This is a genomic window from Arcobacter suis CECT 7833, from assembly GCF_003544815.1.
In the GTDB taxonomy this organism is placed as follows: Bacteria; Campylobacterota; Campylobacteria; order Campylobacterales; family Arcobacteraceae; genus Aliarcobacter; species Aliarcobacter suis.
Genome location: NZ_CP032100.1, coordinates 1,689,579 through 1,704,416, shown reverse-complemented (window position 1 = coordinate 1,704,416; position 14,838 = coordinate 1,689,579). Strand labels below are relative to the sequence as shown.

At 28.6% G+C, this 14,838-nt stretch carries 10 protein-coding genes; 4 read left to right on the top strand and 6 right to left on the bottom strand.

Annotated elements, in window-relative coordinates; genetic code table 11:
- Positions 1-80: 80 nt before the first annotated feature.
- The 3 genes from murJ to ASUIS_RS08780 form a co-directional block, all read right to left on the bottom strand.
- Positions 81-1,382 carry a murein biosynthesis integral membrane protein MurJ gene (gene murJ / locus ASUIS_RS08790; protein WP_118886689.1) on the bottom strand — a complete coding sequence of 434 codons (1,302 nt, stop codon included), beginning with the start codon at positions 1,380-1,382 and terminating at the stop codon, positions 81-83.
- The gene (locus ASUIS_RS08785) at positions 1,382-2,968 is read right to left on the bottom strand and encodes an endonuclease/exonuclease/phosphatase family protein (protein ID WP_118886688.1); all 1,587 of its coding nucleotides are present in this window, start codon (positions 2,966-2,968) and stop codon (positions 1,382-1,384) included. Before ASUIS_RS08785 ends, murJ begins: the two co-directional genes overlap by 1 nt.
- A 79-nt stretch (positions 2,969-3,047) precedes the next feature.
- The gene (locus ASUIS_RS08780) at positions 3,048-3,707 is read right to left on the bottom strand and encodes a ferritin family protein (RefSeq protein ID WP_118886687.1); all 660 of its coding nucleotides are present in this window, start codon (positions 3,705-3,707) and stop codon (positions 3,048-3,050) included.
- Between the two features lie 259 nt (positions 3,708-3,966).
- On the opposite strand from ASUIS_RS08780, the gene ASUIS_RS08775 reads away from it, so the two are divergent.
- A complete protein-coding gene (locus tag ASUIS_RS08775) occupies positions 3,967-4,371 on the top strand; it encodes a Fur family transcriptional regulator (RefSeq protein ID WP_118886686.1) in 405 nt (134 codons plus the stop codon).
- 23 nt (positions 4,372-4,394) lie between these two features.
- Here the strand turns inward: ASUIS_RS08775 and ybeY are convergent, their stop codons facing one another.
- On the bottom strand, positions 4,395-4,814 hold the full coding sequence (ybeY, locus tag ASUIS_RS08770) for an rRNA maturation RNase YbeY (RefSeq protein ID WP_118886685.1): 420 nt from the start codon (positions 4,812-4,814) through the stop codon (positions 4,395-4,397).
- Positions 4,815-4,822: 8 nt separating this feature from the next.
- Entirely contained in the window at positions 4,823-6,172 is a 1,350-nt protein-coding gene (radA, locus tag ASUIS_RS08765; RefSeq protein WP_118886684.1) for a DNA repair protein RadA, read from the bottom strand.
- Positions 6,173-6,271: 99 nt separating this feature from the next.
- Between radA and ASUIS_RS08760 the strand changes: the two genes are divergently transcribed.
- Positions 6,272-6,754 carry a ribonuclease HI gene (locus tag ASUIS_RS08760; protein ID WP_118886683.1) on the top strand — a complete coding sequence of 161 codons (483 nt, stop codon included), beginning with the start codon at positions 6,272-6,274 and terminating at the stop codon, positions 6,752-6,754.
- Here ASUIS_RS08760 and ASUIS_RS08755 read toward each other — a convergent pair.
- Positions 6,751-7,734 (bottom strand): lipid A deacylase LpxR family protein, encoded by a 984-nt coding sequence (locus ASUIS_RS08755; RefSeq protein ID WP_192894480.1) that lies wholly within the window; start codon positions 7,732-7,734, stop codon positions 6,751-6,753. The two genes, ASUIS_RS08760 and ASUIS_RS08755, sit on opposite strands and share 4 nt — an antisense overlap.
- A 59-nt stretch (positions 7,735-7,793) precedes the next feature.
- Between ASUIS_RS08755 and ASUIS_RS08750 the strand changes: the two genes are divergently transcribed.
- Positions 7,794-8,357, top strand: coding sequence for a YqiA/YcfP family alpha/beta fold hydrolase (locus ASUIS_RS08750; RefSeq protein WP_118886681.1), 564 nt, complete (start codon positions 7,794-7,796; stop codon positions 8,355-8,357).
- 87 nt (positions 8,358-8,444) lie between these two features.
- On the top strand, positions 8,445-14,816 hold the full coding sequence (locus ASUIS_RS08745) for an autotransporter domain-containing protein (RefSeq protein ID WP_118886680.1): 6,372 nt from the start codon (positions 8,445-8,447) through the stop codon (positions 14,814-14,816).
- The last annotated feature ends 22 nt before the right edge of the window (positions 14,817-14,838 follow it).

Below are 14,838 nucleotides of genomic sequence, written 5' to 3'. Positions count from 1 at the left end.
ATAATCCTGATTATTTCAAAATAAAACCTAGATTGTATCTAAATCTTACTAAATAAATCTAACTTAAAAATTGACAAATATTATTTTGTAAACATCTCTATAAATTTTTTAAAACCAAAAGCTTTTAGTGTCAAAAAGAATAATACAAATCCACCAATTGTCCCTGCAAATGCAAGTCCAGCTGCTCCATAAGGTTTGATTAGAATTAAAGAAAAAACAATATTACAACTTAAACTGTACATTGATATTTTTGCAGTTAAAAATTGTTGTTCTTTTGCATAAAGCCAAAGGGAAAAAATCTTTGCAAGACCAAATGGTAATAATCCAATTAAATACATAGTTAAAATTAAAGCTGTATTTTGAGTATCAGTGCTTGTAAATTCTCCTCTTTCAAAAAGAAGTTTTATAATAAATTCATTAAAAGTTATACCAATAAATGCAGAAATTGATAATAAACCAAATAAAATTAACGCTGATTTTTTCATTAATCTTAATGCAACATCTTCATTTTTATTTTTAATAGCTCTGGCTACCATTGGAAATAGGGCTATTGAAGTTGCTATTGCAAAAATAGCAAGGGGAAGTTGAAAAATTCTATTTGCATAATAAAGATATGAGATTGAACCACTCATTAAAAAAGATGCCAACCAAGTATCTATAAATGCTGAAATATGAAGTGTTGAAGAACCAAAAGTTGCCGAAAAGAAGTTTTTATAAAATCTGCTTTCTTCTTTTTTTTCATGTTTTTTAAAGTGAAAGATTTTACATAAATTCAATCTTTTTACGGCATATAAATGTACTAATATTTGTAAAAAACCACCAACTAAAACACCATAAGATAGATAAAATGTAATATCGTATTTTTCCATATTTTGAGCGATTAAAAGAGAACCTATCATTGCTAAATTTAATAAGGCAGTTGAATATGCACTTGTTGCAAAATGTTTTTTATATTGTAATAATGCTCCCATAAAGGTAACCACAAAAATCATTGGCAAATAATAAAAATTAATAGCAAATAAAGGCGCTGCTAAATCTAAACTTTTTTCATCAAATCCAATGGCAATTGCTTTTGCCACAAGATGTGAAAAAGCCATAACCAACAAAGATAAAACAATCAAAAATCCAAATAGTTGTAAAAAAATGATTGAAGAAAATCTAATTTTATGTTTTGATTTTGCATAAGAGGGAATAAAAGCTTGGGTAAAGGCACCATCTGCAAATATACTTCTAAATAAATTTGGTAGTTTAAAAGCTACAAAAAATATATCAGAATAGATATTAGCTCCTAAAACTGATGCTGTTAAAAGGTCTCTTATAAATCCTAAAACCCTAGAAACTAAAATTCCTGAGCTATTTGTGAAAATTGATTTAAGTAACATTAAAATCCTATTTTAAAATCTGATGGTGAATAAAGAATAATTTGCATATTTCCTCTATATGAGGCTAATTGTCCATTTAATATTGTAATGGTTTCTCCATTTTTAGGAAGTAGATTTCTACTATTTGAATATATTTTTATCTCTTTGCCATTATCTAAATAAAGTTTTGAATTTTTTACAATACCTTTTAAATTTGTAATGATTTCATTTTCATATTTAAAATCAAAAATATCGATATTTGCTCCATTCAAAAATAAAGATTTATAATCTTCAACTTTTTCTACTTCATCTAAAATAGCAAACTCTTTTATCTCTTTTAATCCATAAGAATCAAAAATTTGATGAATTTGAAGATTATAAGAGTAACCTAATTTTAACTCTTTTGCATTTTTATAAATAAAAATTGCTCTATCATTTGCTTTTTTAATTATTGCTTTATCTTCATTTTTATAAATAACAACAGCTTTTTCTAAAACAATATTTTCAGTTAATTTTTCTTTTTTATATAAATCTAAAATAGTTGCAGATTCTTCTTTTGCTTCATTCTTTTCTTCTAAAGTTTTAAGAATATTAGTGTCATTTTTATCAACAGAAAATTTTGCATAAATTGGAAGATGATCTGAATAACCACCACCAATATGAGTTCTATTAAATTTTCCTTCAGTCATTTGCCATCTTTTTACAATATTATTTTCATATAAATATTCAGGTTTAAAAACCATAAATGAATTAGGAAGGTAAGATACTTTTTTAGTATCAAATAAAGCAGCTGGAATCAAAATATTATCAGGAGTATTATTTTGATTTCTAAATTTACTTGAAAATCTTTCATTTGCTGGAAGTTCTAACCATAAATTATAATGAACTTTTTTTTCATTTTTTAATATATCATCATAAGTAATAAATTTATCATCAATAACTGTATTTAATATTTGATTTATTCCGGTGATTCCTCTGCTATTATTTAGTTTTTGATTTGTTATAAAAGTTTGGATTTCATTATAATCAGAATTAAAATCACCTACTAAAATATAATCATAATCTTTTGGAAGTAAATTAACTCTTTCTTGTAAAACTTTTGCATATTTTACCCGATAACTCTCACCTACAGCTTTTGATGGCCAATGATTATTAAAAACTTTAAATTCAATATTTTCATATATAAATGTAGTTTCAAGTATTGGTCTGTAAAGTTTTGTTCGGAATTTTACATCTAAATGTTTATTCTCTTTTATTTTTATTTTTGATAAAAATCCAACACCAATAGCTGAATCTGGATATTTTATAAAAGAATAATAGTTATAATTTGGGAGTTTTTTTACCAAAAGTTGCATCAATTCTCTATTTTCTATCTCTTGTAAAGCTATGATGTCAGCATCAATATCTTTTAAAACTTTTACAAGATTATTTACTTTTAAATCAAAAGTATTTTGATTCCAGTTGGATTTTGTATTTGGTATAAATTCACTATATTCATTGTTATCTTCATTTAAATCAAAAAAGTTTTCTACATTATATGAAGCAATTGAAAAAGTATTAGCATTGAGAGTTAATGTTAGTAAAAATAGGAATAGAATTTTTAGCAAATATATCTCCGACAATTTTTTTGTAATATTATCGAAGATATTATTCTTTAAAGGTAAAATTTAAAAAGTAATTTTAATATTATCCAATAGTTGCATCTTTAGATTTTTTCTTAAAGTATTCTTTTTCAACTCTACATAATGGACACTCTTTTGGTGGTTTTTTACCTCTATGAACATGTCCACATACTTCACATACCCACTCTTCTTCTTCCTGCGATTCTAAAAATCCTTCAGAAATTAAAGCTTCTTTTAATTCTAAATACTCTTTTTCATGTTCAACTTCAACTTTTCCAATAGCTTTAAACATTCTTGCTATTTCTTTTAATCCTTCTTGTTTTGCTATTTCTTCAAAGTTTGGATACATCTCTTCATGTTCATACTTTTCACCATCTGCGGCATATTGAATATTTTTAACTGTACTATCTAATTCTATATCATGAACTAATTTATTATAAGCTTTAAACTCAGCAATTGCATGGTATTTTTCGTTCTCTGCTGCTTCTTGAAAAAATCTTGCAATTTTGTGGTAACCTTCATCAAAAGCAATTTTTGCGAAAAATTCATATTTATTTCTAGCTTGAGATTCACCTGCAAATGCTTTCATCAAATTAACAGCTGTTAAATTTGTAGTAATCATTTCCATTTCTTGACCACAGCAGTGTAAAGTTCCACCACCAACATTTTGTACTTCTACTTCATTTCCACATTTGTTACATTTATAAGTTTCATATTGTCTCATTTTTAACTCCTACATTAAATTTTTTTATTATAACATTTATAACTTTTTATACATCCTAAATAAAATATATTTTATTAAAGGATAATAATTATTGTTTGAGAAGTATAAAATATTTAAACTTAAAAGAAAATTATTATCCTTTGCAAAATTTTATGTTATAATTTCTTATATCAGTTTAAAATAAAATATATTTATAAACTATATAATTTATGTGGAAATAAATATTAAAATAGTATTATTCCGCGAAAGGGAGAGTTTTATGACAAATTATACAAATTTATTAAAAGAATATGATTTAAAAGTTACTCCACAAAGAGTAGCTATTGTTGAAGAACTTTACAAAAATGGTCATATGAACATCGATGATTTATACAAAAAACTATTATCTAAGTTCCCATCAGTATCATTAGCAACAATTTATAAAAATATAAATGCAATGATTGAAAAAGTTTTTCTCTCAGAGGTAAAAATTCCAAACTCAAAATCTGTTTATGAGTTAGTTAAAACAGAACATGCTCACTTAGTTTGTTCTTGTTGTGGACATATTGAAGATGTTATGTTAGATGCTTCAAGTATTTTAAGCGAAGCTTCAAAACTAAGTTCATTTAAAATTGACTCTACAAATATTGTTTTAAGTGGTCTTTGCCCTAAATGTTCAAAATAGTCTAGTTTAAAACTAGGCTATTTTTACGAATTTCTAACTATTAAACTATCAGGCAAATTAAATTTTTTTATCAATTCTTCTTCTTTAGTTCTGTGTTCTCCATTATCAACTTCATGGTCATATCCTAAAAGATGTAAAATTCCATGAATAAATAGCAATGAAAACTCTTCATTAAAACTATGCCCATACTCTTTTGCTTTTTCTTCCACAAAATCAGTTGAAATTACAATTGAACCTAATGGCATATTTACAAAGTCATATTCAAGAGGAAAACTTAAAACATCGGTTGCTTTATCTATATTTCTATGTTCTTTATTTAATTCTTGTATTTCATCATTTTTTACAACAAGTAATTCAATATCTTTTTCTGTAAGTGAATTTGCAATATTTTCTAAACTTAAAATATCAATTTCAAACAGCGTTCCATTATCTAAATCAATCATTTTTTTCCTTAAAATAGTTCTATCATTTTAGAAACTTCATCAACTGCATAAGTTTTTATATCAAGTTTCAAATTTGTTTTTTGAGCAATTACTGCTTTTTTCATACCTTGTGCTTGTGCTTCTTTTAGTCGCAAATCAATAGAATAAACATCTTTTATTTCACCAGTTAGTGAAACTTCTCCAATAAATGCTGACTCTTTTGAAATAGGTCTATCTCTATAAGAAGATATTATCGCTGCAATCACAGCTAAATCTGCACTACTTTCTTTGATTTTTATTCCACCACTTATGTTTATAAAAACATCATAGTTATTTAGTGGTAAATCAATCTTTTTTTCAAGTAAAGCTAAAAGCATAGTAAGTCTATTTGCATCAAAACCTGTGGCACTTCTTTTTGGGTTTGGGTAAGTGCTTTCAGTTACAAGTGCTTGAACTTCCAAAATTATAGCACGGCTTCCCTCCATAACAACTGTAAGAGCTGAACCACTTTGGGCTTTTGATTTATCAAAAAACTTTGAAGCGATATCTTTTGCACTTATTAATCCTTCTGCCGTCATTTCAAAAATACCAATTTCACTGGTACTTCCAAATCTATTTTTAAAACCTCTAAGCATTCTCAGTTCACGACTTGCTTCTCCTTCAAAATATAAAACCGTATCAACCATGTGTTCAAGAACTCTAGGACCTGCAATACTTCCATCTTTTGTAATGTGACCGATTATAAACATAGCAATATTTGACTCTTTTGCTTTTCTCATTAGTTCAAAAGTGATTTCTCTCACTTGTGAAACACTTCCCGGAGCTGATGTAAGATTTGATGAATAAATAGTTTGAATTGAGTCAATAATTACAACTTCATAATTTTGTCTTAAAAGTTCATCTTGAATCTCTTCAAGTTTTATTTCACTTAATAAAAATAAGTCATTATGGTTTGCATCAAGTCTATTTGCTCGCAGTTTTATTTGCCCAGCACTTTCTTCGCCTGAAACGTATAAAACTTTTTTCCCCGATTTTGAGATACTTCCAGCAACTTTTAATAAAAGTGTAGATTTTCCAACACCTGGACTTCCACCAATTAAAGTAAGGCTTCCAGGAACTATTCCCCCACCTAAAACTAAATCAAATTCATCATTAAAAGAGGAAAATCTTGCTACATCATCTTGTTCGATTTCAGTAATTGGTCGAGCTTTTGATGTTGTATTTATAATTTTTGATGAGTGTTTTAAAACCTCTTGTTGTTCTTGATTTAATTCTATAAATGAATCCCATGAACCACAATTTGGACACTTTCCTAGCCATTTTGTAGATTGTTCTCCACAATGTTGACACTCAAAAAGTGATATTTTCTTTTTTGCCATAATAAAGCCTTATGAATTTTATAGCTCAATTATAATCAAATTTTTTATAGCCTTTCTAAAAAATGTCATTTTGTAATATAAAATACAATACAATCCTTTATGAAAAAAATAAAACTATTCACTGATTCAAGTGTAAATCCCCAAGAAAAAATTGGTTTTGGAAGCTTTTTGATTTTAGAAGAAAAAAAAATATCTTTTGAAGATATGAAAAAAGATATAAAAATAAAAAGATTTGAAAATACATCTTCAACAAAACTTGAACTTCAAACTTTTCTTTGGGCGTTAGATGAAATAAATGATAAAAATATAATTATAGAAGTTTATACAGATTGCCAAAATATTATCGGTTTACAAGATAGAAGAGAAAAATTAGAGAAAAATAATTTTTATTCGTCATCTGGAAAACTTATGAATAATCACGGGTTATATAAAGATTTTTTTGAAAAAACAGATGAATTAAATTTAACTTTTATAAAAGTAAAAGGGCATAAAAAGAATAGTTTAAAAGATGAAATTGATACTATTTTTAATCTTGTGGATAAGGCTTCACGGAGTGCTTTGCGAGAAAATGTGCTTACTTAAAATAAGTAAGCAATATTTACTCCACCCCAAGTTTCTCTTTCATTGTAATTATTTGATAAATTAACTTTTGCAGTTTTAACACTAAGTGATAAAACAAATCTATCAAGATAAGTATCCCAAGAAATAACATGAACTAAACTATCTTTTTGTTCATCTAATTCATAAGATTTATCATGGTTAGTTACATAAAAATAATCCGTGTAAGAATAACCTAAACCATAAGATAATGACCAACCTAAATCTTTATTAGTTTTAGAATCAAGATTTAAAAGTTTATTTTCATTTACACCTATGAATTTTCCTACACTATTAAAGTTATTTGGAAAGTTGTTTCCATATCTAATCATTGAACTAGCCATTAAAGCTCTATTGTAATTTCCAACATCAGCTCTAAATGTATTTACTAAATCCATTTTTCCATAAGAAAACTCATGTTTAAATGCTCTATAACCATAAGAGTATGAAAAATTATATAAAAAATCATCTTCTAATTGATTATCCCAACCTTTAGGATCTTTACTTCCTATTACATCATGGAAAGATTTTTGAAAAGAATCAGTATTTGTACTTGGTCCAACTGCACCTAAAGTAACTACATATTGATGAAAAAAGTCTTCGTTCCATTTATATAAAATAAAATCAAGGGTTGCAACTCCAGCATAAGGTAAATCACCTACAATTTTTTCTTTTTTATCTAAATCATTTGGAGTAAAAGCGTAGTGAGAATAAGTCATTCCTAATGTTTGGTATTTTGTATCATTGTTAAAAGTAGGAATTTTAGAGATAAAATCAAGGAAACAATTATTATATTTTGAAGAATCATTTGTATCATTATTACTTAAATATGTAAAATATGTTCCATTTGTATAGTGCTTATCTTCTCCATTTATTACATCATTTTCCAGAAAAACTGAAAAAACTTGTGCATTTAGATTTAAAGCTAATGAAGAAGCAAAAATAACTTTTGAAAATAATTTCATTATCAACCCTTTTATTGTAATATTGGCATTATATAATAAAAACATTGGAAGAAAATAAAATGATAATATATATTCATGGATTCGCAAGTTCAGGTTTTGGTTCAAAACCACAAAAATTTAAAGAGTATTTTGAAGATGAGGTTATTACAATTTCACTTCCAACAATTCCTAATTTAGCAATAGATACATTAGAACAAATAATAGAGTTTTCTTTAAATAAAGAAGAACCAGTTTATCTTGTTGGTTCATCTTTGGGTGGATTTTATGCTTTGTTTTTAGCAAATAAATATGATTTAAAAGCTGTTTTAATAAATCCAGCTGTAAATCCTTGGGGAACTTTAGATAGATATGAGGGTGTTGATTTTGTAACAAATTATTATGATAATTCTAGATTTGAATTTACAAAAAATCATATAAAATCACTTAAAAATTATGAAGTAGATTTTTTAAAAAATCCTGAAAATTTTATAACACTTTTACAAGAAGAAGATGAGATTTTGGATTTTAGTGAAGCTGCTTTAAAGCTTGAAAATACTGAACTTATAATAGAAGAGGGTGGAAATCACTCTTTTGAAGGAATTGAGCGATATTTTAGAAAGATAAATAGCTTTTTTTATAACTAAAATTAGTTTTTCTCATCTTGTTTTTTGAGTTTTTTAGGTATACTAAATACAATTATGATGTATTAAAAACTAAGGAGAACTCTAAGAATGAATTCATTCAGAGTTAAGGATACGAGATTTCGTATTTTAAAAGGTGGAAAAATAGGTTTAGCATTTAGTATTGCCCTAATAGGTGGAATGCTAATACTTTCTAGTACAAAAGCTAATGCTACAGATTATTTTACTGGAACAAGTACTGTCATTAGTCCTCTTACGAGTGGTAGTGTTACGGTTGAGACTGCAACAAATACTAAAACTAATGGCAATAATACTGATACTCGAAGTGATACAAGTAGTACTGATGTAATATTTGCTCCAACTTCTTGGGCAAACAGCAATTATATCCCAACCTCTATTTCTTCAGATTATTATGGAATAGGACAAGATGCTTATAAACTTAATCAAACATCAGATTATTTAAAATTAGAGCTTACTTTTGCATCTGGTGCAAATGCAAATAATATTACTAAACAAGGTGCTACTCTTTATACCGCACCTGTAGCTCCTACTTATGTTCCGGTTTCTAGTACTTCAACTTACTCTTTAACACAGACACCATCTTCAATTGATTATACAGCTAATTTGATTTTTCAAGGAAATAATACTGTATCTGGTTACACAGCAATAAGTGATGGAAATATAAAACTTAATGGTGATAATATAGCATTTAATGGAACTGTAAATGCTGGTTCAATAGATGTAACGGCAGTAGGAACAACTACTTTTAATAATGCAGTTGATGTCTCTTCTGGTTCAGTAGATGATTTGAAATTTAGTGCTGCAGGTACAGTAATTTTAAATTCAGATTTAACAGGGAATGTAGTAACAACAGGGAATAACCAAGGAATATTAACTACAACAGGATTAAATAAGACAATCACAGGGAATATAGGAAGTTCAACGTCTTTAGATTTAAATACCTTAAATATTGGAAGTGATACAGATGTAACAAATTATTCGACAACCACAATAAATGGGAATGTATTTTCAAATAGTACAGTTTTAAATAATAATGGAACAACAAATAGCTCAGAATTAATACTGGCAAGTGGGAAAAATATAACTTCAACAATTACAACAGCTGATGCAAATATGGGTATTTTAACACTAGCTGGTGGAACTCAAACTGTAAGTGGACAAGTAGGAACAAATGGAAATAAATTAGCAGAAGTAAATGCAGGAGTAAATGGTTCAACGTCAACATTTGCAAATGATGTTTATGCAACAAATTTAGATGTAGAAGGTACCGGAACAGTAAATTTAGATGGAAATTTTACAGGAACAGCAATAAGATATAACGCAGATGGAACAGTAATATTAGCAGATACAAAAAATATAAATTCAGCAATAACAACATCTGTAGATAATACCGGAACATTAAGTTTAGAAGGAAGCTCAACTGTAACAGGACAAGTTGGAGCATCAGGAGCATCATTAAAAGAAATAAACGCTGGTGTCGCTGGTTCAACTTCAACATTTAACTCAAATGTTTATGCCTCAAACCTAAATATGACAGGTACAGGTACAGTAATTTTAAATTCAGATTTAACAGGGAATGTAGTAGCAACAGGGAATAACCAAGGAATATTAACTACAACAGGATTAAATAAGACAATCACAGGGAATATAGGAAGTTCAACGTCTTTAGATTTAAATACCTTAAATATTGGAAGTGATACAGATGCAACAAATTATTCGACAACCACAATAAATGGGAATGTATTTGCAAATAGTACAGTTTTAAATAATAATGGAACAACAAATAGCTCAGAATTAATACTGGCAAGTGGGAAAAATATAACTTCAACAATTACAACAGCTGATGCAAATATGGGTATTTTAACACTAGCTGGTGGAACTCAAACAGTAACAGGAACAGTTGGAGGAGTTGGAGCATCATTAGAAAAAGTAAGTTCAGGAGCAACGGGAGCTACTTCGACATTTGTAAATAATGTGTACGCAAATACAGTAGAAAATACAGGAACAGGAGCTACAACTTTTCAAGATAATGTAGTAGCAACAAATGTAAATGTAAATGCAGGAACAAGTACTTTCCAAGATAATCTAACAGCAACAACAACTACAATATCAACTGGAACAGGGAATTTTAATACAGTATCAGGAACAACAACTTCTAATTTACAATTTACAAATAATGGAACAGCAAATTTAAATACTGGATTAACAGGGAATGTTATAACAACAGCCGATAATAAAGGAACATTAAATTTAGTTGGAAGTAATAATCAAACCGTAACAGGAACAGTTGGAGGAGTTGGAGCATCATTAGCAGAAGTAAATGCAGGAGTAAATGGTTCAACGTCAACATTTGCAAATGATGTTTATGCAACAAATTTAGATGTAGAAGGTACCGGAACAGTAAATTTAGATGGAAATTTTACAGGAACAGCAATAAGATATAACGCAGATGGAACAGTAATATTAGCAGATACAAAAAATATAAATTCAGCAATAACAACATCTGTAGATAATACCGGAACATTAAGTTTAGAAGGAAGCTCAACTGTAACAGGACAAGTTGGAGCATCAGGAGCATCATTAAAAGAAATAAACGCTGGTGTCGCTGGTTCAACTTCAACATTTAACTCAAATGTTTATGCCTCAAACCTAAATATGACAGGTACAGGTACAGTAATTTTAAATTCAGATTTAACAGGGAATGTAGTAGCAACAGGGAATAACCAAGGAATATTAACTACAACAGGATTAAATAAGACAATCACAGGGAATATAGGAAGTTCAACGTCTTTAGATTTAAATACCTTAAATATTGGAAGTGATACAGATGCAACAAATTATTCGACAACCACAATAAATGGGAATGTATTTGCAAATAGTACAGTTTTAAATAATAATGGAACAACAAATAGCTCAGAATTAATACTGGCAAGTGGGAAAAATATAACTTCAACAATTACAACAGCTGATGCAAATATGGGTATTTTAACACTAGCTGGTGGAACTCAAACAGTAACAGGAACAGTTGGAGGAGTTGGAGCATCATTAGAAAAAGTAAGTTCAGGAGCAACGGGAGCTACTTCGACATTTGTAAATAATGTGTACGCAAATACAGTAGAAAATACAGGAACAGGAGCTACAACTTTTCAAGATAATGTAGTAGCAACAAATGTAAATGTAAATGCAGGAACAAGTACTTTCCAAGATAATCTAACAGCAACAACAACTACAATATCAACTGGAACAGGGAATTTTAATACAGTATCAGGAACAACAACTTCTAATTTACAATTTACAAATAATGGAACAGCAAATTTAAATACTGGATTAACAGGGAATGTTATAACAACAGCCGATAATAAAGGAACATTAAATTTAGTTGGAAGTAATAATCAAACCGTAACAGGAACAGTTGGAGGAGTTGGAGCATCATTAGCAGAAGTAAATGCAGGAGTAAATGGTTCAACGTCAACATTTGCAAATGATGTTTATGCTACAGATATAACAGTAGGTAATGGAACAGTAAATTTTGAAGATAATGTAGTAGCAACAACAACTACAATTGGTGCAGGAACTGCAAATTTTAATACAACGAGTGGAACTACAACAACTGATATAGTATTTTCAAATATTGGAACAGCAAATTTATTAACTGGGCTAACAGGAGATATTAATTTTTCAGGAAATAATGGAATTGTAAATATATCAGATGGAATGGGAATTTTAGGTTCAGTTCAAACATTAGCTACTAATAATACAGGTATTGTAAATTTCAAAGGTGATGGAATTATTTCTGATAGTATCGGAAGTAATATTTATGGTATTAAAGAACTTAATATAAATACAAATAATGAGCAAAATACACCAAATGGAGTTTTAGTAACTTATGATGCGCTAGGAAGAGAACTTTATGCTGATGTTGTATCTCTTAGAAATAATGCAACATTAACATTAGCAGATGGTGTAGATATAATAAATACAGGTTCTGATAATATAATAATTACTGTAGATAATACAAATACAGGAACATTAACTTTCCAAGGAACTTCTAATATTGAAGGTGAAGTTGGACAAAGTAATAAAGTTTTAAATACTATAAATGCAGGAGCAACAGGAAAAACAGTTACTTTTGATGATATGGTATATGCCTCAACTTTAAAATATTCTGATAATGGGAAAGTTGTATTAAATGGTGATAATAGCTCAAATACTTCTTCAGAGGGAATGATAGGAACTGTTAATTTTGATAATAAAGCTGGTACTTTAGCAATAGGTGATGATGTTAATTTAACTGTTGGCGCTGGTGGAACTCAATTTATTAATGGAAATGATGCAATTTTAGAATTTGCAGGAAGTTCAATAATAACAGGAATTTTAGGTGGTAATACTGCTGGAAATTCTACTTTTAAAAGAATTAATGCAGGAGCAAATGGAGAAACAGTTACTTTTAGAAATGATGTTTATGTAAATGAGACTACTTTTCATGTGAGTGGAACAGGAACAGTTAATTTCCAAGGAAATTTAATAAGCAGTTTAATATATGATGCTGATGGTGTGGTAAATGTATCTGATGGTAAAAATATAGTAGTGTCTTCTGTACCTGTTGCAGTTACTACAGCAACTACTAATACAGGTTCATTAAATTTCTTAGGTACAACACTACTTGCTACAGATATTGGTACAAGTACAAAAAGACTTAAAAATGTAACTTTTGGATCAGCTGGTTCTTCTGCAAGTACGTATACTCAAGAGTTAACAAAAAATATATATGCTCAAAATACTTATATTGGAAATGGAACAAATCAAACGATACTTGAAATGAAGAATGATATTATTTTTGGTGGAAGTTTGACTGTAAGAGCGAATTCTGCTTTAGATGTAAATACTCGTGACATAACAGTTAATGATAACTTATCATTAGCAGCTAATTCATTAACAGGATTTAAAATATATACTTCTGATATAACAGCTACTGGTTCATCAACAGGTGTTCCTTCTGGAAGTATTACAACTGATACTTTAACAATTGATAATAATGCAATAATAAAAGTTAATTATGTAGGTACTTTATATGGTGCAGGAAGTTATAATTTAGTTTCTGCAAATAGTATTTTGGGAACTTATTATGGAACAGAAGCAAATGGAAAAGTTAGTGATAATAGTATCATTGATTCAATAATTAAAGTTGATGGAAATAATCTGATTTTATTTGCCGATAGAACAGGTGGTGGAAGTTATGGTGTTGAAGATTTATATATTAAAAAATCAGAAATAGGACAACATTATTCAAATGGAGCTTCTGAAGCACTAGCAGGTTATGCTTATGATACTGTAGTTAGAGAAGGCGCTTTAGGTGATGTTATAACAAGAATTGAAGAGTTAGATGGTGGATTGATTCTATCTTCTGAGAAAAAAGCTCAGATGGTAGAAATGCAAAAATTATTGGCACCAGTTGCTAACAATTCAAGTATTCAATCTTCTATAACTGCTTCAAATTTAGTATTAACAACAATCAAAGATAGAATGGCTGATATGAGAGTCTCTTCTAGTACAGATTTTATTCCATATGGTTATTCAGGATATTCATCAGGTACATATACTCTTAATAATTCATTATGGATAAAAGCGATGGGTTCAAAAGCAACTCAAAGTAAAGTTGAAGATTATGATGGCTATGAATCAACTACTGTAGGTTTTGTAGCTGGGCTTGATAGAACTCTAAGAAATGGTACAACAATAGGATTAGCAGTAGCCCAAGCAACTACAAAAATAGATCAAACTGATTTTAGAAGTGGAGATAGTTCAGATACTCAAAGTATTCAATTTTCAACTTATGGGTCAAGAGATTTTGGTGATACCTATGTAGATGGAATATTATCTTATGCTAAACACTCTACTGATTCGACAAGAACTGCTAATTCAGGTAAGTTAACATCTTCATCTGATGCTGATCAAATATCTGCTAAAGTTGAAGTTGGTCATAGAGTATATTTTGAAGATTTAGCAACTTTAACACCTTTTGCTTCACTTGAATATGGAAATCTAAACCAAAAAGGTTATACTGAAAAAGGAACTGCGTATCAAAATGATGCTTTAAAAGTTGATTCAGTAAAAATGAATAAAGGTACGCTGGGAGTTGGAGCTAAACTTAGTACGAATTTAAATGTTGGTGATAATGTTGTTATTCCTGAATTTAAATTGGCAGCTTATAATGCAATTGGTGATAGTAATGCAGATATAAAAGCCCAATATACAGGTGGTGGAAATCAGTTTGTAACACCAACTCAAGAATTAAACAAAACAGTTTATAATGCAGGAATAGGGGTTAAAACCACACTTAGTGAATCTACAAGTTTAATGTTAGGTGTTGATTATGACAGAAGTAAAGATGGCAATTTTGAAGGATATTCAGGAAATGTTTCTTTTAGACTTAGTTTTTAATTTTTATATTTAAAAGGGAAAA

Coding starts and splice junctions, on each gene's coding strand:
- ASUIS_RS08755 (WP_192894480.1), bottom strand. CDS start 7,734: ATGAAATTATTTTCAAAAGTTATTTTTGCTTCTTCATTAGCTTTAAAT.
- radA (WP_118886684.1), bottom strand. CDS start 6,172: ATGGCAAAAAAGAAAATATCACTTTTTGAGTGTCAACATTGTGGAGAA.
- ASUIS_RS08750 (WP_118886681.1), top strand. CDS start 7,794: ATGATAATATATATTCATGGATTCGCAAGTTCAGGTTTTGGTTCAAAA.
- ASUIS_RS08780 (WP_118886687.1), bottom strand. CDS start 3,707: ATGAGACAATATGAAACTTATAAATGTAACAAATGTGGAAATGAAGTA.
- murJ (WP_118886689.1), bottom strand. CDS start 1,382: ATGTTACTTAAATCAATTTTCACAAATAGCTCAGGAATTTTAGTTTCT.
- ASUIS_RS08745 (WP_118886680.1), top strand. CDS start 8,445: ATGAATTCATTCAGAGTTAAGGATACGAGATTTCGTATTTTAAAAGGT.
- ASUIS_RS08760 (WP_118886683.1), top strand. CDS start 6,272: ATGAAAAAAATAAAACTATTCACTGATTCAAGTGTAAATCCCCAAGAA.
- ybeY (WP_118886685.1), bottom strand. CDS start 4,814: ATGATTGATTTAGATAATGGAACGCTGTTTGAAATTGATATTTTAAGT.
- ASUIS_RS08775 (WP_118886686.1), top strand. CDS start 3,967: ATGACAAATTATACAAATTTATTAAAAGAATATGATTTAAAAGTTACT.